We start from the raw sequence: 24484 nt of genomic DNA on the forward strand, positions 1-24484 counted from the left end.
ATGCAATCTATCAAACGCTATTGGAAAACCTATATTCTCGGAGGCATTCTGCTTCTGGTCCTTTTCGTAATGGCTGAAACAGGTTTTCAAGTCCGTGCATTCGCTCAAGAGCGTTACGCTGATCTTCAGAACTTCAGTAAAGTTTTGAATTTGATTCAGCAATACTATGTTGAAGAAACCGATACGAAAAAATTGGTGTATGGGGCGATCAAAGGGATGCTTCGTGAGTTGGATCCGCACACAAACTTCATGCCGCCAGATATTTTCAAAGACTTCGAAACTGAAACCAGCGGTGAGTTCGGCGGTTTGGGTATCGAGATTTCAAATCAAAATGGTATTTTAACGATTATCTCTCCAATTGAAGATGCTCCCGCATGGCAAGCAGGTATCAAAGCCGGTGATAAAGTTATCGCGATTGATGGCAACAGCACGAAAGGCATGAGCTTGGTTGAAGCTTCCTCTTTCATGCGTGGTAAAAAAGGCAGCAAAATTGTTTTAAGAGTTGTTCGTGAGAATGAAGAAAAACCACGCGACATCACAATCACTCGCGGTGTTGTGAAAATCAAATCTGTGAAATACACAGATATGGGTGATGGTTTTGCTTACGTTAGAATCACCAGCTTTATCGAAAACACAGGTAAAGACCTAGAAGCTGCTATCGCAAACCACATGAAAAACAACAAAGGCCAAATCAACGGATTGTTGTTGGACTTGCGCAGAAATCCAGGTGGTTTGCTTGATCAGGCCGTTAAAGTCAGCGACATGTTCCTGAAAGAAGGCGTGATCGTAAGTACAATCGGTCGTAACAAAGCTGAAAAAGAAGTGGCGATGGCTACTAAAAAAGGCAAATACCAGAATGTTCCACTTGTGATCCTGGTGAATGAATACACGGCGAGTGCAAGTGAGATCGTTTCCGGAGCACTTCAAGATAACAAACGTGCTTTGATCGTCGGCCAACGTACGTTCGGTAAAGGATCCGTTCAATCCGTTATTAAGTTGGGCGACGGTTCCGGTTTGAAATTAACCGTGGCTCGTTACTACACTCCAAGTGGTGTTTCCATCCAGGCTGAAGGTATCCACCCAGATGTGGAAATCGAAGACATCGATCCGGAAGTTTTTGCGAAGTCGATCCAAAAACAACAATCCACTCGTGAAGGCGATATCGCTGGTCACTTGAAGGGCGATAAAGAAAAAGCGGCTGAAAAGCTTGATGTTAAAAAGGGAGCTGAAGAAGGCGCACTGGCTTGGTGGAAGGACGTGGGGTCGAAAAAAGACGAGAAACTATCGCCTCGCGACAATATATTGAAGAAAGATTATCAAGCATATCAAGCATTTAGCTATCTTAAGGCGTGGAACACCATGAAGGGTTTGACGCGCTAGTTATTGATTCCGAAAAATAGGGGCCTTACTCTACTGCAACTTTAGCAGGCGGAGGGGCCTCTTGGTTAAGAATATTCTCACATTATTATGCGCAAGCGTATTGGGAACTGTAGCTCAAGCTGCAGACCCTGTGGGTTTTTCATCAGGCAACCAGTTCAAAGCAACTCCCATTGAAGGCCAAGTTCACGTCACTTGCGAAGGTTTCAACGGCGGGGGAGCAGCCACTTTCACATGTCGTGATGTCGTTTTAGATCCCGTTTCATATGATTACTTCATTGGTCCACGCGATGCTCGCGCGGTTCGCTACGAACTTCGCAACCTTCGTGAAGACGGTTCCACCCGCACCAAAGAAGACAATTACGACGGAGCCCGCGGACGCAGTGGCGCCGGAATCAACCTTTGGATTTCGACGCTGTTCCAAAAACCTTTATTGGCAGCCGGAAAAAACAAAATCAGCTACGCCATCTACGGCGAAAACAACCGCGAACCCCTAAGCCAAGGCGATGTAACAATCAACGTGGCCCGCAACGCTTCTCGCACTTGCCCAACCACTCACTACAACTCCGCCGACGTGAACGACTGCAACAGCCAGTACTCGGTCTGCCAGCGCTATTTCCAACAATTCAACAACTGCCGCTAGGTACGGACTTACCTGCAAAGGTACGGACTTACTTATGCCACCCATCATGTTTAGGCCTGAAAAGTAAAGATTTCTTCTGATGGCAAAGGCAATCTCATATCATTTTCCTTCTGGGAGAATTGATATGAGAAAAATACTTTTGCTTTCGCTTTTTGTTTTATCAGCTTGTGCTTCTCAACCACAAAAGACCGAGACCGCTGCACCAGAACCGATGAAGGGATTCGATGCTGAGCTGACTCAATTTAATTATCCATTCCCGGTTTCTTTTTATTCGTTCCGTGCGCAGAACCAAGATTTGAAAATGGCTTATATGGACGTCGCACCTGATAAAGGCTCTGACAAGGTGATCGTGCTTTTCCATGGTAAGAACTTTTCCGGTTATTACTTCGAAGACATGGCGAAGGTTTTGGTTGGAAAAGGCTACCGCGTGATCATGATTGATCAAATCGGTTTTGGTAAATCGACCAAGCCTGAAATGTTTCAATACTCACTTCACGCGCTGGCATCATATTCAAAAATGCTGCTCGATAATTTAAAACTCACAAAATTCCAACTGCTAGGTCACTCCATGGGAGGAATGCTCGCGGCTCGTTATGCATTAATGTATCCGGAAAACATCACAAAGCTTTTTATGATTGATCCTTTGGGACTTGAAGATTGGAAAACTTTGACGACATATAAAAGCGTCGATCAGCTTTATACTCAAGAACTCGCAGGCAGCATAGAGAAAGTTAAAAACTATCAGTTGGAATATTATTACGACGGCAAATGGAAACCTGACTACGACAAATACTTGGTGCCAGCAAAAGGTTGGTTTGAAGGACCAGATGCCGCTCGCTTGGCGTGGACTTCGGCTTTAACATCAGAAGCGATCTTCACTCAGCCAGTTTATTATGAATTCAAAAACCTGAAAGTACCGACGGTGTTGGTGATCGGAACAAAAGACAAAACAGCCATCGGCAAAGCTTGGGCACCAGAGGAAAATAAAAAGAAAATGGGCAACTATCCCAAGATGGCCAAAGACGTAATCAGCAAAATTCCAAAAGCAAAACTAATTTCACTCGAAGGCATGGGCCACACCCCATTCATCGAAAACCCAGAAAAATTCTGGAAAGCCTTCGCCCCGCATCTCTAAAGGTACGGACACACTTTCTCCAGGGTGCCCTTAAGATTGGGCGCCTCAATCGAATCGAGTGCGTTTGGCGAGTTTAAACTCGGTTCTTTTAAGAGCCCTTTGGATGGAAATATATTTCTCCTCTTCAAAAGGAATATTCAACCATTCTGTGCGATTTACCGGAATATCAGCAAACCATTCATCATCAGTCAAAACAGTAATATCTGCCGAATTAATCGTCGAATATTTGTATTTTTCTACGATTGGGGTAATGCCCGCTTTAACGGGATTGCGAGCGACATACTTAAAGATTTCAGCGAAGTGACTGGGTTCCCTTATCAGAGTCGCTTTGTAAGGCCCCCCGTAAACATGATTAATGCGGTTCGCCTTCTTGTTGATGGCGTTGCTCGTTGTCTTTTGGAGAAAGTTCATCGCCTCGCCCAACTTATGCTTCTCGGAACATTGGCAAATCATATGATAGTGGTTATCCATCAAAACGAATTCATATATTCCTAACCCGTATTTTTGCTTTGTGGCCTTTAAGGCAGCAATAAAAATGGGCCAACAGATTTCTATGGGAAGATAAAACCACTCCTTATTATTAGATCGGGCCATGACATGATAAGGATGCTCGTGAGTATAAATGATTTTCTTTTTAGGCATACAAAGGCGTCTTGCAAATTTAGATCACCCGCATAAATGAGAAATGAATGAGATATGGAGAAAGTGTGTCCGTACCTCGGGAAAAGAAAAAGGGCCCTCTTCGAGAGCCCTTTTTATGGAGAAAGTGTGTCCGTACCTTTTGACGATTAGTTTTGTTCGTCTTTGAATGTGCCGGCTGGAACTTCTTTAACTTTGATAGATTTGTTTAAGAAGTTGATCACTTTTTCTTCTGTGATTTGGTAAGTCAAACGGCTTGCTTGGTCAGGACGGCCGTAGAATTCTTTGATACGAGAAACTTCGATACCAGTTTGTTTTGCGTACTCTTCAAACTTAGCATCCAAGTCTTCTTTTTTCGCGAATAGGTCGTGTTTTTTAGCAATAGCATCAACCAAGAATGAAGATTGAATCATCTCAGTTGCAGTCGCTGTGAAGTCAGCATCCCATTTTTGAACGTAAGAAGAGAAATCAGCTTCGCCCATGCCTTGGTCGGCCATACGTTTTTTAAAGTCTTCAACCAATGAAGCTTTTTGCTCTTTCAACAAAGAAGGAGGAACTTCAACTGGGTTTTCTTTAACCAAAGTTTTCAAAGTGCGGTTTTTGAAACCGTCTTCGATACGTTTTTTGTCGTTTTGCTCAAGATCTTCTTGAATTGTTTTTTTCAAGTCAGCCAAAGACTCTGGTCCACCCAAAGTTTTGATGAACTCATCGTTCAACTCAGGCAATACTTTTGCTTTGATTTCTTTCAAAGTAACTTTGAACTCAACTGGTTTACCAGCAAGGTCTGCAGAGTGGTATGGATCTGGGAATTTCAAAGACAAAGTTTTAGTTTCGCCTTTTTTCATTCCTACAACGCCTTCTTCAAAACCTTCGATGAATTGTTTTGCGCCCAATTCAAGGTTGTGATCAGTGCCAGCACCGTTTTCAAGTGGAGCACCATTCATGAAGCCAGTGAAATCAACAACTGCAACGTCACCGTTTTTAGCAGCGCGATCTTCAGTTACAGTTTCGAATGTTGCGCGAGATGAGCGGATGTTGTTCAACACGTCGTCAACTTTTTTAGCGTCGAAAGAGAAAGCTTCTTTTTCAACTTCCAAACCTTCGTATTTTTTCAAGTTGATCTCTGGGCGAACATCAAATGCTGCAGAGAAAGAGAAATCTTTGTCAGCAGTCACATCAGCAAATTCAAATTCTGGATAGCTGATAGGATCAAGTTTGTGCTCTTCCAATGCTTGCGCATAGTGTTTTTGAACTAAGTCTTGAACAACGTCTTGTTTTACACGATCGCCGTACATGGATTTGATAGTGTTCAAAGGAGCTTTACCTTTACGGAAGCCTTTGATTTCCACGTCTTTTTGGATGCTAATGAACATTTTGTTGAAAGAAGCCGCAACAACAGCAGCTGGGATTTCAATGTTCATCTTTCTGGAAAGGTTAGACACCTTTTCTACGTTTGATTTCATGCGATTACTCCTACATGTTAAAAGCCGTCGGATAGTAGGGTATGCCCTCTCTGAAGGCACCTTATAATGCCATGCGTAATGCCTATATTTCCAAGCTCAGAGACACTTTTAGCAACTATGAAGCAAGAGATTCATTTTGTGACTGGAAAAGGGGGCGTTGGGAAGTCAGTTGTGGCTGCCGCTCTCGCGCTTAAGCTCAGCCGTCAGGGGAAGAAAGTTCTTCTGGTGGAACTTGGAGATCAAAGCTTCTTCAAGGATTTCTTTGAGTTAGCTGATGTCACCTTTCAACCGCAGTTAATTAAACCGAATCTCTCCTTGGCTTTGTGGACGGGGGAAAGCTGTCTGCGCGAATACGCTCAGTACCTAGTCAAAGTTGAAAGCCTCGCAAAACTTTTCTTTGATAATGCTGTTATGAGAGCGTTCATTAACATTGCCCCCGGTCTTCCCGAACTTGCGATGCTGGGAAAAATCACCTCCGGTCCTCGCAAATATGGGCCACCGATGCCTTTTGATTGTCTTGTGGTGGACGCTTTTGCGACAGGACACTTTAAAGCATTGATGGAAGCACCAGCTGGAATGGCGCAAGCCGTACAGATTGGTCCCATGGGCGAGCAAAGTCGCAGCATCATTCGAGTTCTGACTGATCCTGAAGTTTCTAAATATCACATCGTTTCTCTTCCAGAAGAATTACCGCTGAAAGAATCAACGGAACTATCCGAAATGCTTCAGAAAGAATTTTCGGTCGAGCCAACGTTGGTGATGAATAAAGTTTTAGACGTGAACGTCCCTCGAGCGTCTTTGCAAAATGCAGAATCCCTGACGACTTCTGATCTGGGATTGTTTGCGCAATATCTGGAGCAACAACTGGATCGTCAATCGCAAATGATGGATCAGGCAAAAACGAAATTTAAAAAAATTCTGAAGGTCCCTTTATTTTTTGAGACTAATCCATGGACGCTTGTTGAAAAAGCTGTGGAGAAACTTCCATGAGCCAGGATTTTTTAAAAAACACTAAAGTGTTGGTATGTGTTGGCAGCGGGGGAGTGGGTAAAACTACCGTGGCCGCCTCTGTCGGCGTACTTGCAGCCAAACAAGGCTTGAAAGTTTTAGTTCTAACCATCGATCCCGCCAAGCGCTTGGCGCAAACTCTGGGAATCGAAGGCACGAATGATGTGACAAAAGTTCCTGGTCAAAATTTCAAAGGCGAGTTGTGGGCCTCAGTCATTGATCACAAAAAAACTTTCGATGATTTCGTTGAAAGAGCGGCACAAAAATCAGAAGCTGTTCGGCGAATTTTTGATAACAGTTTGTACAAACAGCTTTCTACAAATTTAAGCGGCTCCCAAGAATTCACCTCATTGGAAAAGCTTTATTCGGTCTATGAATCCGGCAAATTCGATTTGATTATTCTGGATACTCCGCCGACAAAGCACGCGCTGGATTTCTTAAAAGCTCCACAAAAACTTTCAGCCCTTTTCAGTGAGGGAGTAGCAAAGTGGTTCCGCGATCCAGAGGGCAAAAAGTCAGGTTTCTTAGGCCATTTGATTCAAGCGGGGACTCGTCAGGTATTAAAAGTTTTAGAAACTTTGACAGGTTCTCAGTTCATTCGTGAATTGGGAGATTTCTTTATCAATATCGAGCAATGGCAGGGCAAACTTTTGCAAAGAACAACTGAAGTTCAACGCATGCTCGTTGCACCCACGACCAAATTCTTTTTGGTCACAAGTTTTGATCAGGCAAAATTAAAAGAAGCCGAATACTTTTCCCGAGAGATTCGCAAGGGTGGATACAATCTGGACACGGTTATTTTGAACCGTGTCTTTCCTCACTGGCTGGACCTCCGGGTAGGTTATGAAGGTGGAACAGCAGAGCAAGGGCTCGCGGACTTGTACATGCAAATGAAGACCTATTACAATCATAGGGATGCTATATATCGCCAATTTGAAAAAAAGATGTCGATAGAAGCACGCGTGCTGCGAATCCCTGATTTGGTCAAAGACGTATCTGATCTTTCAGGCTTGGAAGAAATTAGCGCCCTCATTACTGAGGAGGAGAAATCCAAATGAAAAAAGTGATCAGCCTGTTGTGTTTTTCGTTTCTTGCGGGCTGCAGCTTTTTCCAAATGAATCGTGGCGATCAGTCTTTGCAAAATCAACGTCTGATCGAAGAACGGGATTTAAATTCTGCGCAAGATAATCTGACTGCGGGCAGTTATGCTCAAGCGCAAAAACAGTATCAAACATTTCAGGAAACTTATCCACGGTCTAATTTTTTTCAAGCGTCTCGTATCGGTGAAGCCCAAGCTTTGGAAGGGCAGGGTAAGTGGGTGGAGGCGGCAGCAATTTATCGCGATGTCGTTTTAAAGACGCGAAATCTTCAACCTGATATTGCGGCGATGGCTTTATATCGCATGTCGTTCTGTGATGAAGCTTTGGGCGATGATCAAAAAACAGTTGCGGATCTTTTGGATGCTCAAAGTTTGCGCAATACTTTACCCTTAACTGTGGGCCATGCAGAAATTCCTGCTCGCCTGGCAGCGGCTTACAGTCGCATGGGCCGTGAAAAAGAAGCCGTTCAATATTTAAACGAAGCGGAAAAAGGAATTGCGAAAATTCGTGCTGAAGCGGAACCCGGAAAGCTTGAAAAAGATTGGCTCGCAAAAACCTATTTCCAAATGGGCAGTGTTACCACTAACCAATTGTCTCCTGAAAACTTTGATTCCTTCGTGGCCTCGCAAAAGTTTGTCCAAGTTTACCTGCTTAAAACGATGGAGTTAAACGATAGCCGCTGGTCTCCTAAGGCCCTCAAACAACTTAAAACAACTTACGGTGAAATGTACATGCAAGTTGAAGCGGTTAAGCAAAACCCAAGTCAGCAGGCACACTTGGGTGGAGCACTGATAGGGTTGATTGATCGCGCAGAATTATATAAACCCGTATCTGGACAAACTCCAAATAGTTACCAGATTGAGTTTTTCACATTAACGAACGAAGTACGTACTAAAACAGAGAGACTTCTGTATCAGGGCCATGAATCCATGGGTCTGACGGAGGAGTCTAAGAAACTTAACAGCATTAAAAGATCGGGTCGCACGAAAGCGGACGCGTTGTTGCCGGGAGAAGAAAGATCTTCTATACAATCGCTTCCTCAAAAAAAGACAGCTCCCAAGGCTGCCGAAGGCGTTGATCCAAATTTGTAGTTGAGATTTTTAAGGAGAAATAATGGCGAAGCTTACCCTTCACAAACAAACACTCGCCAACATGCAGGAAATCTGTTCTTGGTTCAAATCCAAGTCCAATGAATTCCAACATCCGATTTATTCCAGCTATGATATCCGTGACTCCGGTTACAAGATTTCAAACGTAGATGCGAATATTTTCCCAGCAGGCTTTAATAACATCTGCCCAACGGACAAAGAAACTTCCGTCAGCTTGATGAACAAATACATCATCGAACACTATGGCGAAAAAATTAAAAAAATCCTGTTGGTGACTGAAGAGCATACGAATAACGCGTTCTATTGGGAAAATGTTTTCACGATTAAATCACTTATCGAAGCCTCCAGCATTGAAGTGAAAGTGGCGATTCCTCGTGAGCTTGAACAACCAATGCAAATCACCAGCTCTGCTGGAAATGAAATCACTGTTCATTCTGCCTTGATGAGCGGAAGCCTGATGAAAGAGTTTAAGCCAGACTTGATTATCAGCAATAACGATTTCTCTGAAGCCTATGAAGAGTGGGCAAAGACAGTGACTGAATTTCCGATGAACCCTCCGCGCGAGCTGGGTTGGTATCAACGTAAAAAAAGCACTTACTTCAAATACTATAATCAACTTGTCGAAGAATTCAGTGCGATAGCTAAAATCGATCCGTTCCTGATGACTGTTGAAACGGAATTGTTCGAACATTTCGATATCGGTGACGAAAACAGCCGAGCTGCCTTGGCTGCTCGTGTGGATGCGATGCTTGCGCATCTAAAAACCGAATACCAAAAACGCGGTATTACTCAAGAGCCATTTGTATTTGTAAAAAACAATGCAGGTACCTATGGACTGGCAGTTATTCGTGTCGGTTCTGGCGCGGAAGTAAAAGAGTGGAGTTATAAATCCCGCAAAAAAATGAAAGCTGCCAAAGGCGGTCGTGACGTTGAGGAAGTGATCATTCAAGAAGGCATTCCTTCGATCGTAGAATCTGACGGGGCGAGTGCAGAACCCGTGATTTACATGATCGGTTCAGAATTGGCAGGTGGCTTTTTAAGAACTCACTCCGAAAAAAGTTCTACGGAAAGTTTAAACAGCCCCGGTGCCGTTTATAAACGTCTTTGTGTCTCTGATTTGGCGATCAATACGCCAGGTTGCCCGCAAGAAAACGTCTATGGTTGGACTGCGAAATTGGGTCTTTTGGCGATTGCCCATGAGGCTCGCGAACTAAAGGCTGAATTCAAAGGCTATAAGTAAAACTCCAGTTTTCGTCCCCTGTCATAGTTTTAGACAGGGGATGTTTCATCTAACTTCAAATAAACACATCTGAGTCGGGAACACCTATTGCTCCTAGATCTGCGATTGCAAATCCAGATAGGAGCTCCAATGAAAATCTCTAAACAGTTTTTGACGGTGAGTTTGTCAGTATTGGCACTTTTAGTGGCCTCTTCAAATGCTAACGCCGCTTCAACTTCGGGCTCGATCACCGTTTCTCTAACTATCATCGATGTCGGGCAATCCACGGCCGAAGGATTTTCTTCTAATCCGACGGACTATACTGGTGGTCGCTACATTAGTGCTCTTACTACGGCTGCTGATGGTGAAACTGTTGGGATTTATTTGAATGGCCAGAAAGTCGCATCTGCGGTCTCCAATAAAGGTGTGATTAACTTTGCAGTGAATGCTAAAGATACGAGCCAAGTAAACTTAAGCCTTCAATCCAAGGGCCGTGAAGTTCAAGTTATTCAAGCCAATTACCGCTCCCGCAAAGATGCCCCCGTCCCGCAAATGACTCTGGACCCGCAAGTTCGCTATATGCAGATCGGGAACCAGACCGTTCCCGTACAAAGTGTGATCATTTCCTACTAGGCCGTACTAGACGATAGACCTGAGTGCTTACAGAAAGTGCGAGTTCCGCCAAGGCCCATGCTATTCTGCATATAAGAGGAAAACTATATGCAGAAATTTGTGGGAGTCTTCGGGCTTTTATTTGTTTGCTTTGGCGTGGGCTATTCTGTTGTTCACTATAATACCGCAAGCAATTACATCGATCGTGATCCAGCCGCAGTAAGAACTGGCTTTGATTTCTCTCATCTTTCTGGCGACAAACTTCAAGATGCAGTAAAGCAGCGTTTAGTAACGGGCTTTGAGCTTAAGAAAACTCCAGAGGGTTCTGGCTTTTCCTTGGGTCACTTTGTTTTTGTTGATCAAAACGGCCAAAGAAAACTCGCTTGTCAGGAATTTTCCAAAGTAAGTCTGGTATTTGAAGCTGAAGGCGTTTCCGTTTCTGGTGATAAACCATCAATGGAAGTTGAAGGCACATGTGAATATTCAAAAGACATGGCGAAAATCAATCCTCTTTGGTTACCAATCGCAAAAATCTTAGGGGAAAGACCGGCAGACGGCGAATTCCAATTCAACGAAGGTGCTGGCACCGTTGTTCGTTTTGCAAATCTTCCGGATCACTGGCCAAAAACTTGGTTGCTAAAATCAGTGCGTATGAAAAACCTGAACAACTCTGACTTGGTTATCCAAAGCAATGAAGTGGCTCGTTACTTGGGTCATCCAATTGTAGTGACATTCTAAAGATAACTTTCAGGAATAAATAGCGACATAAATGATGCCTTTACTCTTTGCCACCAGCTTGATTCTGGTTCAGAAGTGAGGGTATTTTTCTGTCCATCATCATACGTCGTCCATTGTAAATCACCGTCGATGTCTAAACCCAGTTTATAGGCAATTTCGGGCAGATTTTCTTTAAAACGTTTCGAAAACTTACCAGCCATTTCCTCGCTTTCAACAACGACTCCCATTTCGGTATTGATATGCACCGAGCGTGGATCCAGATTCATTGAGCCCACGAAGATATACTTTTTATCGAACACCAAGGTTTTTCCATGAAGGCCTGCGTGCGAGCCACTCGATCCCAGCGATTTTTTTTGCTTGATAAGATCTTTGTGAAAGCGGGGGCGCAGTTCATAAAGCTCAACCCCGCTTCGGATCAAATCTTTCCGGTATCCCTTATATCCGGCAAATACACTGCTAACATCACTTGATGCCAGGGAGTTTGTAAGTACAGTTACCTGAACTCCCTTTTTAACTTTGTCTGAAAGATTTCCAACACCCTGATCGCCGGGGACAAAGTACGGTGAAATCATCATGATTTCTTCCTTTGAACCGTTCATATAAGGTTGAAGTTGCGATTGAAGATTATCGACTTGATCTTTGGCTTCCTCTTTGAATTTCGCCGGGGTGTCGTAAACCACGTGGGCCTCGCCCCAGTATTTTTCAATATTCCCGGAGGTAAAATCCGCGATCAATTTATCATTGCGAAGTCCTTTGGCATAGGGAGTATCTAGCGCTTTTAGATACGCCTCATCCAGTTTGGCGCGAAACTGTTTTAGATCTTCCTCAGTAACTGTCTGGAAAGGTGTGAGTGAGGCGATGGGATAGGCGATCTCACTGTTCCAATAGGTATCGAATTCTTTGGATAGTCCCGAGACGACGGGGCCGATGGCCCATAAATCAAGATCCCCGAAATTAATTCCGTCACTGGCCCAAAAGTATTCGTTCCCGATATTGCGACCACCTACGATTGCGATTTCGCTGTCGGCCACGAAAACTTTGTTATGCATGCGGCGGTTTACTTCACTTAAACGAGTGATATCGAAAAATCGAAAACTGCGATTCGCGAATGGATTTACCATGCGCACCTGAATGTTTGGATGTGAAGACATGATCCGCAAAGCTTTTTCATATTGTCCCAGATTCAAATCATCCAACAGAATACGAACTCGCACGCCACGGTCAGCTGCCTTCATGGTTTCAGCAGTCATGATGTTGCCGGTCAGATCGTTGTTCCAAATATAGTACTGCATATCCAGAGATCGCTCCGCTGCGCGAATCGATGCGATCCTGGCGACAAAGGCATCTTCCCCCGAGAACAGAGGATGGAAGCCTGAGAGATTGTGCTTGCCCTGAAGTTTTTCTTTTACACGTTTTGAAAGTACTGTGGTGGGATCGGGATCTAAAGTGCTACTTGGGTTTCGCTGGACTTCTTTTGGCAAAGTCGCACATGAGCACAATAAAAATGCCAGGGTCAAAATGGCAAAATAAGAGCGACTTTTCATACCAATATTATGGTTTTGCGGACACGAAAGTCGAAGACCAGATGACAAAAAACAAAAGGCCCTGGGTCACCCCAAGGCCTTCAGATTTATTCCAATCAGAAAGAACTAAACGTATTGTTTAGCAACTTCAACGAACGTACGAATCATCGCACCAGAAGCACCTTTTTTAGGAGCGTATGGAAGACGATTTCCGACAGCCCAACCAGTACCCGCGATGTCGAAGTGAGCCCAAGGGATGCCTTCGCCAACGAATTGCTCAAGGAAGGCCGCTGCGGTTGCAGAACCCGCACCTTTGCCAGAAGAGATGTTAGAAAGATCGGCGTAAACGCCTTTCATGTCTTTCACGTGGTAATCCGTCAAAGGCATGTTCCAAACCCATTCACCAGATTGAACTGCTGCTTTTTCAATTTTAGTTTTCAAAGCAGAGTTACGAGTGAAGTAACCAGTGTGAGTGTTACCCAATGCGATAACCATTGCGCCAGTCAAAGTCGCAGCGTCGCAGATAACTTGCGGAGCCAATTCAGTAGCGTAAGACAAAGCGTCTGCAAGGATCAAGCGACCTTCAGCATCCGTGTTGTTCACTTCGAACGTTTTACCGTTACGAGCTGTGTGAACATCACCTGGCTTAGTTGCGGAACCATTGATCAAGTTTTCAGTGGAAGCTACCAAACCAACTGCATTAACTTTCAATTTCAATTGAGCGATTGCAAGCAAAGTACCGATGACGTTTGCGCCACCGCACATGTCGTATTTCATTTCTTCCATGCCTGCGCCTGGCTTAATAGAAATACCACCGCAGTCAAAAGTAAGGCCTTTACCTACGAAGCAAACTGGTTTTTTAGAAGCAGCTGCACCTTTGTATTCCATGATAATGAAACGAGGTTCTTGGTCAGAACCGGCAGCAACGCCCAAAAGGCCGCCCATTTTTTCTTTTTTGATGCGAGCTTTGTCCCAAACAGTCACTTTCAAGTTTGCGATACCTTTTGCTGCCGCAACTGCAGAATCAGCAAGGATTGTCGGCGTCATCAAGTTGCCTGGCATATCGCCCAAACGACGAGAGAAGTTAACCACGTTACCCAACACTGCACCTTCGTTGAAAGCGGCCTTAACAGCTTTGTCAGCTGCCAACTTCGTAACAACGTGAACGTTCAGTTCATCTTCTTCTTTTTTAGCTTTAGTTGAAGATTTCAATTCATCGAATACGTAAGAAGTCAGTACCAAACCTTCAGCCACTGCTTTCGCGAAATCCGCAGCGTCTTTTTTGCCCGCAGTGATGCCGTCAAAGTGCAAAGCGGCTTCTTTAACGTTCAATGCTTTGATCGCTTCAAGTGCAGATGCCACAGATTGGCGAACAGATTCATGTGTGATTTCGTTTTCTTTACCAAGACCAACAACAATAAGATGACGGTAGCCAGAGATATTGAATTCACGGAAAGTAATTGCTTCCTGATGTTTCCCAGTAATCGTCTTTTCAGTGATTGAATCGACAAGCTGTTTGTTCAACTCATTATGAGTCACTTTTGCAAGCTTGTCTTTTTGTGAAGAAGACTTTGAAAACACGACCAAAGCCGGGCAAGTCAAAGTATCAATATCTTTGTTCAGTAAGTTAAAAGCCATAGTAAACCTCTTAAAATGATTGTGTAATTCGGGCTTTGTTAGATGTAACATAGCACTCCGGGGGGTCAAAGGCTTTTTCATAAAGTCTTGCTGGAGTATTCCGATAGGTAGCACAGCATAAGACCTCAGCTACTTCGGCACGGCCGAAGGGTACAGACAACTATTAGGAGACACCAGTGGCACTAATTCCTTACGTCATCGAGCAAACTTCCAAAGGCGAAAGATCATACGATATTTATTCCCGCCTTCTTAAGGACCGTATTATCATCCTGGGTACCGCAGTCACGGATGAAGTAGCCAATGCTCTTATTGCGCAATTCCTATTCCTTGAATCCGATAACCCGGAAAAACCGATTCACTTGTATATCAACTCTCCAGGGGGCAGCGTGTCTGCCGGTTTGGCTATTTACGACATGATGCAGTTCGTGAAGTGCGATGTGGCGACATATTGCATGGGTATGGCAGCATCTATGGGTTCTTTGCTTTTGACGGCGGGAACTAAAGGTATGCGTTACAGCCTTCCGAACACGCGTATCATGATCCATCAACCGCTATTGTCTGGTGGTGGCTTGTCTGGTCAGGTTACAGACATCGAAATTCATGCTAAAGAGCTTTTGAAAACCAAAGAAAAATTGACTCGAATTTATGAAACTCACACGGGCCGTGACTATGAATTCTTGAGAGCACAAATGGAAAGGGACAATTTCATGGACCCTTACCAAGCTAAAGAATTCGGTTTGCTTGACCACGTAGTAGAATCTCGTAAGGCGAAAAAAGGGTAATCAGAGATGACGACTAAAGACACCAACGGCACATTGAGATGTAGTTTCTGCGGTAAAGGCCAAAAAGAAGTTAAAAAACTTATTGCTGGTCCTGGCGTGTATATCTGCGACGAGTGTATTGACCTTTGTAACGACATCATCGACGAGGAAAAAGAGAAAGAGACAGCCGTTAAAGGTACCTTCAAAGTACCTAAACCAGCTGATATCAAAACTTACCTTGATGATTACGTAATCGGCCAAACTCAAGCTAAGAAAACTTTGGCAGTAGCAGTTCACAATCACTACAAGCGTGTCAACGCGATGTCTGGTGGTAAAAAATCTGCTGACGTTGAAATGCAAAAATCCAACATCCTTTTAATCGGTCCAACGGGTTCCGGTAAAACATTGTTGGCGCAAACAATCGCTAAAATCCTTAACGTTCCATTCGCAATGGCGGATGCGACGACATTGACTGAAGCTGGTTACGTGGGTGAAGACGTGGAAAACGTTGTCCTGAACCTTCTTCAATCTTCTGACTACGATGTAGAAAAAGCGCAAAAAGGCGTTATCTACGTGGACGAGATCGATAAGATTTCCCGTAAGTCTGAAAATCCATCCATCACTCGTGACGTATCGGGTGAGGGTGTGCAACAAGCCCTTCTAAAAATCCTGGAAGGTACTGTGGCAAATCTACCTCCAAAAGGTGGTCGTAAGCATCCACAACAGGAATTCATCCAAGTGGATACAACGAACATTCTTTTCATCGTGGGTGGTGCCTTCGTTGGTTTGGATAAAATCATCGAAAACAGAACGACAAACAAAACTCTTGGTATCGCTGCGGAAATCCGCACAGCTAAAGAGGCAGCGCAAGCTGATCTATTGGCTAAAGTTGAACCAGATGACTTGTCTAAGTTCGGTTTGATCCCAGAATTCATCGGTCGTCTTCCAGCGATCGCAGTTCTGGGTCAATTGGACGAAGATGCATTGATGGATATCTTGGTTCGCCCTAAAAACGCGATCACTAAGCAATACCAAAAACTCTTCTCTTTTGAAGGTGTTGAATTGAAGTTCACTGATAAAGCTCTTCGTGCGGTTGCACAAATGGCTTTGAAGCGTAAAACAGGTGCCCGCGGTCTGCGTGGTGTGCTTGAGACGGCGATGCTCGACATCATGTACGACATCCCATCTAAAAATAACGTGAAAGAAGTGATCATCGATGAAAACGTGATCAACGATGGCGGTCAGCCAATGTTGGTTTACAAAACGGAAGAGGAAATGAAGGCTGAAGCTGAGGCAGAAGCTAAGAAAAGCTCCGCTTAGCTCGCTTTAGGCTCGCCGAGAATCGAGAATCGAAAATAGAAGTAAAAAACCCCAGAGAGAAATCCCTGGGGTTTTTGTTTTTTAAGGCAGTTTGATTACGTAGGCTTTTAGTTTTGCGCCTGGGACCATGGATGTGGTTGCGGTGACGTTCACACCTCTTGGCAGATCCTCAACTTGGGTGCCTTTGTAGTCGATGTTGAAATCGATTTTTTTGGAGCGGTCATTAGGGCAAGTGAAGACCCCTTTAAAGTAGCGTCCACCTGCGTTCAATGTGCCTGTGTGGTCGTAATAGAAGCTGTTTGTAACGACGAATGTGCCTTGGCAAGTTGGGTCCGCATGGCCGTCTTTATAGTAGCGTTGGATTTCGAATTCCTGGTTATTTAGAACGCGGAATTTCATGTAAGCCTTTTGAAACATATAGGATGCTTCAACGTTATAGCGGCCCACGATATTGTCTGCTGTGATTGGTGATGCAAATGCCGGAACACTTCCCGTGATCAGCAATAGCGCTGTTAAAACGAACTTTTTCATAAGGATCCCTCCGTGATTTCGTAGTTATACGAAACAAATTTCCTCATGAACAAAGTTAAAAGCAATTTACGTAGGATTACAAAGAAAGATTGAGGTCGATTTTAAGAGCTTCGCCAAGTGCGTGAAAATCGACGGGTTTACTTAGGAAGCGTTGCGCACCAAGTTGCTCGGCACGGCTGCGAAATTCAGAAGATTCATAGGCACTCACCACATAAAACAACATGTTCGGATGCATTTTACGAACTTCCTGAAGAAGTTCAAAGCCGTCCATTTCGGGCATGTTGATGTCAGACATAATCAAGTCAACTTTGGGAGCATCCGCGACGCGAAGATAGTTGAGGCAATCGATGGCACTTAAAAATGAAACCAATTTCACGCCACCCAACGCAGCGAAAAATTTTTTGAATTTCAATTTATAAAGCAGATGTGTGTCTGCTTCATCATCGACGACCACAATATGAATCATGCATGAATTCTTTCGTGTACCATTGGCAACGACATTACGAATTCAGTCCACTGACCGAACTCACTCGAGTACTTTAATGTGCCGCCATGCTTTTGGGCAATGTTAAATGCGACAGTCAACCCAAGTCCAGCCCCTTCTCCAGGTGCTTTGGTAGTGAGGAAAGGATCAAAGACCTTTTCCCCCAAAATTGATGGAATGCCGATGCCATTGTCACGAATAGAAATTTCCACATTGTCCCCGCGAACAGCCGTAGAAATTGTTAGTTCAGGGTCAAAATTTTTCTCAGTTAAAACTTTTTTCTCAAGAGCATGAATCGAGTTATCGATGATGTTGGAAAGGGCTCTGGTAAGAGAAGCCGAATAAGTTTGTGCTTGAACAGAGTCTGCGAGTCGATAATTCACTTTAGGCGGGATGTAAGCAGAACCTAACGCGCGATTCGCGATTGTTTGCTGATAAGATTTTTTAACAACTTCATTCACATCGGTCTGTTCCAAGATGTCGCTGTCATATCCAGAGAGGATCTGCATGGAGCGAACGATCTGATCAATACGCTGACTGTGTTTTAGAATAACACGACTGATTTCTCTGATTTCTTCTGTGTCTTCCGACTCACTTAAAAGTTCACTGAAGTTCAAAACGAAATTCAGTGGATTACGAATTTCATGCGCCACCGAAGCTGTCAAACTACCCAAGGATGCCAATTTTTCCTGAGCGACCAAAGTTGCTTGCATGCGCTTGATTTGTAACATCGCTTTTTCCAAGCTTTGATTCTTGGTCGTCAGTTCGCGCGTACGATTCATGACCTTGTGTTCAAGAGCCTGATTCAACTGCTCAAGCTGCTGATTGGCTTCGAGGAGTTCTTGCTTAAACTTGTTGATGGAATCCACCAGGATATCAAGTTCGTCTTTTACTTCGCTGTGAGGACGATTTAATTTCAACTCTCCGCGGGTGCGCTCATCCGAGGTCAGATGTTCAACAACGCGTTTAATATGCACGACCACAATGCGGTTGAAGATGAAATACAAGCAGAAGACAACGATCATAGTCTTGGCAGCTTGTCGGATGAAAATCCAAATGGCCTCGTGGAAGTATTTTTCACGCAGATTTCTGACGTCCAATTCGACGTCCAGAGTACCCAAAACTTCGTTGGTATTCTTATGCAGGATTTCGAAGCTGCGGTGGCTTTCTTCGGCAGGATCGGTCACGCCGGTTTCGTAGATTGTTTTATTATCGGCCACCAGTTTCAGATAGCTCACGCCTTGCAAGCGACTTAGTCCATCGAGCTGGATTTCCAAAAGGCGAGTGTCATAGGACCATAAATGCTCGGCCATAGAATCCAGGTAGGAGTTCTTGATGATGGAGAAGTTGTTCTGCAGCTTGTCGAAGTCTTTCTGATAATCCAAAATAAGCTGCCCCGCCGTTAAAACTAACGTGGCGAATGAACTGACAGCCCAAGTCGCTATAAGCAACTTGAGGCTCAGTGAGTTGGTATGAGCCCATTTGGATTGTTCGCGTGTCACATAGCACTTATCGATCAAGTCGCTAAAAAAGGGGATTAAAATCTGCTTCGGGGGTATTACAATTCGGAAAGAATCTCAATTCTGCTCGATATTTAGATAAATTTTCGGATCGTCTTTTTTCACGATATGCTTAAAATATAAGCAGGCATCTGACAGGCCAAAAACTGTAAGGGGCCAGACTTATATTTTTCTTCCACATATTTACTTCCCAGCAATCGTTACCATCGTTAAAATAAGTGAAGGATTCGCTAAGGTTTTTAACGGATTAATTAACCTGAATGAAGATCCTCTTGTGTCCTAATACGCAAGAAGCTCGTTAACCCAAGGGAGGGAGAGGATATGAGCGAGGGAAAAGTAACACAACTACCGCTTTTGCCCCTAAGAGACCTCATCATTTTTCCACATATGATGATGCCTTTGTTTGTAGGTCGCGAAAAGAGTATCAACGCTCTAGAAGAAGCGATGGCCAAACAAACAGATATCGTTTTGGCGGCACAAAAGGACGCTAAAACGAACAATCCCGAACCCAAGGACATCTTTGCGATCGGTACCGTTGGTACGATCATTCAGTTGCTTCGCTTGCCGGATGGAACTGTAAAGGTTTTGGTTGAAGGTAAACGTCGCGTAAAGATTAAGAATTTCGTAAACAACGACAACTTCTTCATGGTGGCTGTAGAGTCTCTGGACGAAGACGGTACGAACGTCGTTGAAGCACAAGCGCTTGTTCGCTCTGTGAAAACGACTTTCGAAACATACGTGAAATTGAATAAACGCATCCCGCCTGAAATCTTGATGAGAGTTTCAACTATCGAGAATCCAGGGGAGTTGGCTGACATTATCGTGGCTCAATTGAACTTGAAGCTTGAAGACAAGCAGGCGGTTCTTGAGATCATCGATGCCAGCAAACGTTTGGAACATTTGTTGAACCTAATGACGGGCGAGATCGAAATTCTTGAAGTAGAGAAAAAGATCCGCACTCGCGTGAAGAAACAAATGGAGCGTTCTCAAAAAGAATACTATTTGAATGAGCAAATGCAGGCCATTCAAAAAGAACTTGGCGAGAAAGACGACTACCAAGCTGAGCTTCAAGATCTAGAGATCAAATGTAAAAACAAAAAAATGTCTCAAGAAGCTAAAGACAAAGTGATGAAAGAGATCAAGAAATTGAAGCTTATGTCACCAATGTCAGCGGAAGCGACAGTTGTTCGTAACTACATCGACTGGATCTTGTCACTTCCATGGCAGGATTATTCCGAAGAGAAACATGACATCAAAAATGCTCAACGCATTTTGGATGACGAGCACTTCGGACTTGAGAAAGTTAAAGACCGTATCCTTGAGTACCTAGCAGTTCTTTCGATTTCGAAAGACATGAAAGGCCCTATCTTGTGCCTTGCAGGTCCTCCGGGCGTAGGTAAAACATCTTTGGCGAAATCGATCGCTGAGTCTTTGAATCGTTCTTTCGCACGTATCTCTTTGGGTGGCGTGAGAGATGAAGCTGAGATTCGCGGTCACAGAAAAACGTACGTAGGTGCGATGCCAGGTAAAATCATCCAAGCTTTGCGCAAGGTTGATAAAGGTAATCCACTTGTTCTTCTGGATGAAATCGACAAAATGGCGAATGATTTCAGAGGTGACCCTTCAGCTGCAATGCTTGAGGTTTTGGATCCAGAGCAAAACTCGACGTTCCAAGATCACTATCTTGAAGTTGAATACGATCTTTCAAAAGTAATGTTTATCGCGACGGCGAACAGCCTTCATACAATCCCTCGTCCATTGTTGGATCGTATGGAAATCATCCAGCTTGAAGGTTATATCGAGCAGGAAAAATTCCACATCGCGAAAAACTACCTGGTTCCAAAACAATTGGAAAACCACGGTCTAAAAGATCACAAAGTTACGGTTAAAGATGAAGCTATCCGCGACATCATCCGCTTCTACACTCGTGAAGCCGGTGTCCGTAACCTTGAAAGACAAGTGGCGAACGTTTGCCGTAAAGTAGCTAAAGATATCGTGATGAGCGAAACTTTGAATGACTTTAAAGGTGAAACACCTAAAAAAGCGCCTGCTAAAACTGCAGCTGCTAAAAAAGGTGCTAAGGGAGCTAAGACTTCTACAAAAGCTGAAACTGGTAAAAATGCAGGTTACGTTGTGACTTCGCAAAAACTGGTAGAGTTGTTGGGACCTCATAAATTCAAATTCGGTCAAATCGAAGCTGAAAATGAAATCGGTCTTACAAACGGTATGGCTTGGACAGAAGTGGGCGGTGACTTGTTGGCTGTCGAAGTCAGTGTAGTGCCTGGTAAAGGTAAATTCACAGTGACTGGTCAACTTGGTGACGTGATGAAAGAATCTTGTGCGGCAGCGATGAGCTACGTACGTTCCAGAGGTCCTTTGTTCGGTTTGGATAAAGAATACTTCGCGAACATTGACGTGCACATCCATTTGCCAGAGGGTGCAGTTCCTAAGGACGGTCCTTCAGCAGGTATCGCATTGACGACTTCAATCGTGTCAGCAATCACTAAGATCCCAGTTAAGCGCACAGTTGCGATGACGGGTGAGGTTTCCCTTCGTGGTCGTGTGATGGCAATCGGTGGTTTGAAAGAGAAAACTCTGGCAGCTCACCGTGGTGGCATCAAGATGATCATCTGTCCTAAAGAGAATGAAAAAGATCTTAAGGACATCCCTAAGGAAGTGATGAAAGACTTGAAAGTCATCCTTGTGGACCATGTGGATCAAGTGTTGATCAATGCTTTGGATGTTAAAAATCCGAAAGAGATCTTCAAAATCCAAAAGGAACGCGAGTTTGGTATCAAGGCTCAATACACAGGCCAACAAAATGTCGCTCACCACTAACGTGGTGATCAACATTCTGGAGCTTGGAAATTAGAAATTGGAAGTTTTGAATGCAAAAGGGGCTGGTCGCAAGACTGGCCCTTTGTTTTTTTGTGGGGTGGCTCAACGGGAGGCTTTGGTGTGAATAGGATTTAGGTATTCACATTGGAGTAGTCTATGAAGTTCTTTTTGCCTTTGCTTGCACCGCTTTTGTTTTTCTTTGTTGCGTTTGCGGCGCAAAGACCTTCTGAAAAAGTTGTGGCGCAGAATCCTGAGGCACAGAAGGCCTATGAGGAAATTCGTAATACTATGGGGATGGTTCCGACCTTTCTTAAGGAGTTTCCCCAAGAAGGAATTTCTGGGGCGTGGCAGGAGTTTCGTGATGTTCAACTTAATCCTACGACCGCTTTGACTCCCAAAACGAAAGAATTGATTGGGCTTGCGGTGGCTGCGCAAATTCCTTGTACCTACTGTATCTATTTTCACAAACGCGCGGCTAAATTTAATGGAGCTACTCCTGAAGAGGTGAATTTTGCTTTGGCGATCGCAGCTGACGCTCGCAAGTGGGCTACGTTCTGGGAGGGTTCTCCGATTCCATTCCCGAAATTTAAAATGGATGTTGATAAGATGATTTCAAATCTTAAAAGTAAAAAGCCTGGGTCTGTGATTGAACATCAGACAACTCCATTGATTGGCGATGCTGATGGTGCCTATCGTGATATGGAAAGTACCCTGGGATTCACGCCAGCCTTCGTGAAGCCCTATGCGTCTAAGGGAATTGCCGGGGCCTGGAATGAACACAAGATGCTTAGTATGAACTCCAAGGCACCTTTGGCTCCTGCAACAATTGATTTGATGAGTGTAGCAGTGTCAGCGCAGGCGGGTTGTCCATACTGTGTTTATATCTATACCGAGTTTGCGAAACTTCATGGAGCTAACGAAGAACAGCTGCGAGAATCCGTCGCGATGGCGGGTTTGACTCGTCACTGGAGTACATTCCTAAACGGACTGCAGCAGCCGCAAAAAGAGTTTGAACGCGAAGTTGATCAGATTTTTGCGCGTCTTGAAGAAAAGAAAAGTCAGATGGATAAACAAATTTCTTCTCGTAAGTAGTCGAACTTCGTATGATGGGCACCGATGAACATGAGTGCCCTGTTACTTTTATCTTCTGCTTTTCTTCATGCTAGTTGGAACGCTATTGCGAAAACCACCAAGGATAAGGAAGCCTTTCTTTTTGTTGCAATGACTGTTAGCAACCTTGTCATTGCGGTTTCACTTATATTCTTTCCAGACGGATTCTCGGCCGGAAACCCGGTGGGTTGGGCAATTCTTTCGGGATTGTCAGAAGGCGCGTACTTTGTGACCCTTGCTTGGTCTTTGAAACAAAGTCAGCTGGGTAAAGCCTATTCCATCATGCGCGGTGGTGCGATGATCTTAGTGTGGATCATCTCCACAGCCTTTATGGGAGAAACGGCTTCGACATTGCAAACCTTGGGTGCGGTTTTGGTTTTAGGTGGAATCGTTGTTCTAAGTTTTCCAAGCCTTGGCGAGAAAAAAGGCGAAGCCTCCGGGTGGTTTGCAAAAGTGCCATGGGCGTGGGTTTGCGCATTGTTTATTGGTGGTTACCATTTAAGTTATCATCAGGCTTTGCATCATGGTGCTGAACCTAAAAGTCTTTTCGCAGTGGCGATGATTATCTCTTGGCCCTTTCTGTGGTTTGCTATCACTGGGGAGCGAGTAAATCGAGTAAAACAAGTTGTGCGCAAGGAAAGTATCAAAGCGGTTGCCGCTGGTATTGCCGCAAACATGTCGTTCGTAATTTTTCTTTACGGTTTAAAAGTTTCCGTCCCTGGATTTGCGATTTCACTTAGAAACGCATCCATCTTCTTTGCAGTTTTGTTTTCTTTTGTCTTAAAGGAATCGTTAAGCCGAATTCAGATTGTTGGAGCTTTGGTGGTGGGAACTGGAGCTGTGCTTTTAAGTCTATAAAAGCACAGCCGGGCTGATATTACGTTAAGAATTTTGCGTGATGTTTGATGTGTTTTTCAATAAATGTCGCGATGAAATAGTAACTGTGATCATAATCACCGCGGTATTTCATTTCGATACTTTGTCCCACTTCCAAGCAGGCTTTTTCTAATTGCGGAGTCAGTAGCTGACCCTTTTCATAAAACTCATCTGCCAAGCCTTGATCAACAAGAATGCTATTTTCATGTCTGGCACCGCTGCGAACCAATTCGGTGGCATCGTATTGGCTCCAAGTGGATTTGTCGGTACCCAAATAGCCGGTGAAAGCCTTTTCACCCCATGGGCATTGAGTCGGATTCACAATCGGAGCAAAGGCTGAGATAGATTGAAACTTTTTATTTTCACGAAGTCCGATCACCAAGGCTCCATGACCACCCATCGAGTGACCCATGATGGAGATTTTGTTTTTCGGAACTTGAAACTGCGTCTGAATTAAATCAAAAAGCTCCTCGCTGATATACGTAAACATTCGATAGTGATCTGCGTATCCAGGAGTTTTTGCATCCACGTAAAAGCTCGCTCCCGAGCCGAAATCATAGGATTCATGCTCGCCGGGCAGTTGCAGTCCGCGCGGGGAGGTATCGGGGCAGATCACCATCAATTGATGTTCTGCCAGGTACTTTTGTGCCCCCGCTTTAGTGATGAAGTTTTCGTCTGTGCAAGTCAGTCCCGAAAGCCAGATCACACAACCCTTAACTAATCCTTCAGGAATGAAAGTTGAAAACTTCATTTTGGTTTTCGTCGATGTGGAATCGTGCTCCCAAAATTGGGTTTTACCTTCGAATGTCTTATGGGACTTAAGAAGTTTTACTTCCATGG

General features: G+C 44.2%; 22 protein-coding genes. 14 read left to right on the forward strand and 8 right to left on the reverse strand.

Annotated elements, in window-relative coordinates; all coding sequences use genetic code 11:
• The 3 genes from ACLSU7_RS12665 (at nucleotide 1) to ACLSU7_RS12675 (ending at nucleotide 3155) form a co-directional block, all read left to right on the forward strand.
• Nucleotides 1-1380, forward strand: coding sequence for a S41 family peptidase (locus tag ACLSU7_RS12665; RefSeq protein WP_413292247.1), 1380 nt, complete (start codon nucleotides 1-3; stop codon nucleotides 1378-1380).
• 61 nt (nucleotides 1381-1441) lie between these two features.
• The gene (locus tag ACLSU7_RS12670) at nucleotides 1442-2020 is read left to right on the forward strand and encodes a hypothetical protein (RefSeq protein WP_413292248.1); all 579 of its coding nucleotides are present in this window, start codon (nucleotides 1442-1444) and stop codon (nucleotides 2018-2020) included.
• 124 nt (nucleotides 2021-2144) lie between these two features.
• Complete coding sequence (locus tag ACLSU7_RS12675; protein ID WP_413292249.1) at nucleotides 2145-3155, forward strand: alpha/beta fold hydrolase; 1011 nt, start codon at nucleotides 2145-2147, stop codon at nucleotides 3153-3155.
• 45 nt (nucleotides 3156-3200) lie between these two features.
• Here ACLSU7_RS12675 and ACLSU7_RS12680 read toward each other — a convergent pair whose 3' ends face one another.
• Both ACLSU7_RS12680 and tig read right to left on the reverse strand, forming a co-directional pair.
• On the reverse strand, nucleotides 3201-3797 hold the full coding sequence (locus tag ACLSU7_RS12680; protein ID WP_413292251.1) for a transposase: 597 nt from the start codon (nucleotides 3795-3797) through the stop codon (nucleotides 3201-3203).
• Between the two features lie 146 nt (nucleotides 3798-3943).
• Nucleotides 3944-5257, reverse strand: coding sequence for a trigger factor (gene tig / locus ACLSU7_RS12685; protein ID WP_413292252.1), 1314 nt, complete (start codon nucleotides 5255-5257; stop codon nucleotides 3944-3946).
• Between the two features lie 117 nt (nucleotides 5258-5374).
• Here tig and ACLSU7_RS12690 point away from each other — a divergent pair, with 117 nt between their 5' ends.
• The 6 genes from ACLSU7_RS12690 (at nucleotide 5375) to ACLSU7_RS12715 (ending at nucleotide 11043) form a co-directional block, all read left to right on the forward strand.
• Nucleotides 5375-6247, forward strand: a complete 873-nt coding sequence (locus tag ACLSU7_RS12690) for an ArsA family ATPase (protein ID WP_413292253.1) — start codon at nucleotides 5375-5377, stop codon at nucleotides 6245-6247.
• A complete protein-coding gene (locus ACLSU7_RS12695; RefSeq protein ID WP_413292255.1) occupies nucleotides 6244-7323 on the forward strand; it encodes an ArsA family ATPase in 1080 nt (359 codons plus the stop codon). Before ACLSU7_RS12690 ends, ACLSU7_RS12695 begins: the two co-directional genes overlap by 4 nt.
• Nucleotides 7320-8456, forward strand: coding sequence for a tetratricopeptide repeat protein (locus ACLSU7_RS12700; RefSeq protein WP_413292256.1), 1137 nt, complete (start codon nucleotides 7320-7322; stop codon nucleotides 8454-8456). The genes ACLSU7_RS12695 and ACLSU7_RS12700 overlap by 4 nt, the downstream gene beginning before the upstream one ends.
• A gap of 22 nt (nucleotides 8457-8478) precedes the next feature.
• The gene (gshA, locus tag ACLSU7_RS12705) at nucleotides 8479-9714 is read left to right on the forward strand and encodes a glutamate--cysteine ligase (protein WP_413292257.1); all 1236 of its coding nucleotides are present in this window, start codon (nucleotides 8479-8481) and stop codon (nucleotides 9712-9714) included.
• 129 nt (nucleotides 9715-9843) lie between these two features.
• On the forward strand, nucleotides 9844-10326 hold the full coding sequence (locus ACLSU7_RS12710) for a hypothetical protein (RefSeq protein WP_413292258.1): 483 nt from the start codon (nucleotides 9844-9846) through the stop codon (nucleotides 10324-10326).
• 87 nt (nucleotides 10327-10413) lie between these two features.
• Nucleotides 10414-11043: a hypothetical protein gene (locus ACLSU7_RS12715; RefSeq protein ID WP_413292259.1), complete on the forward strand. Its 630-nt coding sequence runs from the start codon at nucleotides 10414-10416 to the stop codon at nucleotides 11041-11043.
• On the opposite strand, the gene ACLSU7_RS12720 is transcribed toward ACLSU7_RS12715, so the two are convergent.
• Both ACLSU7_RS12720 and ACLSU7_RS12725 read right to left on the reverse strand, forming a co-directional pair.
• Nucleotides 11040-12587 (reverse strand): phospholipase D family protein, encoded by a 1548-nt coding sequence (locus ACLSU7_RS12720; RefSeq protein ID WP_413292260.1) that lies wholly within the window; start codon nucleotides 12585-12587, stop codon nucleotides 11040-11042. The genes ACLSU7_RS12715 and ACLSU7_RS12720 overlap by 4 nt on opposite strands.
• Nucleotides 12588-12692: 105 nt before the next feature.
• The gene (locus ACLSU7_RS12725; RefSeq protein ID WP_413292261.1) at nucleotides 12693-14204 is read right to left on the reverse strand and encodes a leucyl aminopeptidase; all 1512 of its coding nucleotides are present in this window, start codon (nucleotides 14202-14204) and stop codon (nucleotides 12693-12695) included.
• Between the two features lie 176 nt (nucleotides 14205-14380).
• Between ACLSU7_RS12725 and ACLSU7_RS12730 the strand changes: the two genes are divergently transcribed.
• Both ACLSU7_RS12730 and clpX read left to right on the forward strand, forming a co-directional pair.
• The gene (locus ACLSU7_RS12730) at nucleotides 14381-14986 is read left to right on the forward strand and encodes an ATP-dependent Clp protease proteolytic subunit (protein WP_413292262.1); all 606 of its coding nucleotides are present in this window, start codon (nucleotides 14381-14383) and stop codon (nucleotides 14984-14986) included.
• Nucleotides 14987-14992: 6 nt separating this feature from the next.
• Nucleotides 14993-16285: an ATP-dependent Clp protease ATP-binding subunit ClpX gene (gene clpX / locus ACLSU7_RS12735; RefSeq protein ID WP_413292264.1), complete on the forward strand. Its 1293-nt coding sequence runs from the start codon at nucleotides 14993-14995 to the stop codon at nucleotides 16283-16285.
• A gap of 81 nt (nucleotides 16286-16366) precedes the next feature.
• Here the strand turns inward: clpX and ACLSU7_RS12740 are convergent, their stop codons facing one another.
• From ACLSU7_RS12740 to ACLSU7_RS12750, 3 genes are all read right to left on the reverse strand, one after another.
• Nucleotides 16367-16816 (reverse strand): hypothetical protein, encoded by a 450-nt coding sequence (locus tag ACLSU7_RS12740; protein WP_413292265.1) that lies wholly within the window; start codon nucleotides 16814-16816, stop codon nucleotides 16367-16369.
• A 76-nt stretch (nucleotides 16817-16892) separates the two neighbouring features.
• Nucleotides 16893-17282, reverse strand: coding sequence for a response regulator (locus ACLSU7_RS12745; RefSeq protein ID WP_142701883.1), 390 nt, complete (start codon nucleotides 17280-17282; stop codon nucleotides 16893-16895).
• Nucleotides 17279-18802 carry an ATP-binding protein gene (locus ACLSU7_RS12750; RefSeq protein WP_413292266.1) on the reverse strand — a complete coding sequence of 508 codons (1524 nt, stop codon included), beginning with the start codon at nucleotides 18800-18802 and terminating at the stop codon, nucleotides 17279-17281. Before ACLSU7_RS12750 ends, ACLSU7_RS12745 begins: the two co-directional genes overlap by 4 nt.
• Nucleotides 18803-19141: 339 nt before the next feature.
• Here ACLSU7_RS12750 and lon point away from each other — a divergent pair, with 339 nt between their 5' ends.
• The 3 genes from lon (at nucleotide 19142) to ACLSU7_RS12765 (ending at nucleotide 23626) form a co-directional block, all read left to right on the forward strand.
• Nucleotides 19142-21658: an endopeptidase La gene (lon, locus tag ACLSU7_RS12755; RefSeq protein WP_413292267.1), complete on the forward strand. Its 2517-nt coding sequence runs from the start codon at nucleotides 19142-19144 to the stop codon at nucleotides 21656-21658.
• A gap of 156 nt (nucleotides 21659-21814) precedes the next feature.
• Nucleotides 21815-22750: a carboxymuconolactone decarboxylase family protein gene (locus ACLSU7_RS12760; RefSeq protein ID WP_413292268.1), complete on the forward strand. Its 936-nt coding sequence runs from the start codon at nucleotides 21815-21817 to the stop codon at nucleotides 22748-22750.
• Nucleotides 22751-22780: 30 nt separating this feature from the next.
• Complete coding sequence (locus tag ACLSU7_RS12765; RefSeq protein WP_413292269.1) at nucleotides 22781-23626, forward strand: EamA family transporter; 846 nt, start codon at nucleotides 22781-22783, stop codon at nucleotides 23624-23626.
• A gap of 19 nt (nucleotides 23627-23645) precedes the next feature.
• Here ACLSU7_RS12765 and fghA read toward each other — a convergent pair whose 3' ends face one another.
• Nucleotides 23646-24482: an S-formylglutathione hydrolase gene (gene fghA / locus ACLSU7_RS12770; protein WP_413292270.1), complete on the reverse strand. Its 837-nt coding sequence runs from the start codon at nucleotides 24480-24482 to the stop codon at nucleotides 23646-23648.
• Nucleotides 24483-24484: the final 2 nt, after the last annotated feature.

The organism is Bdellovibrio sp. HCB185ZH (assembly GCF_047302455.1).
Taxonomy (GTDB): Bacteria; Bdellovibrionota; Bdellovibrionia; order Bdellovibrionales; family Bdellovibrionaceae; genus Bdellovibrio.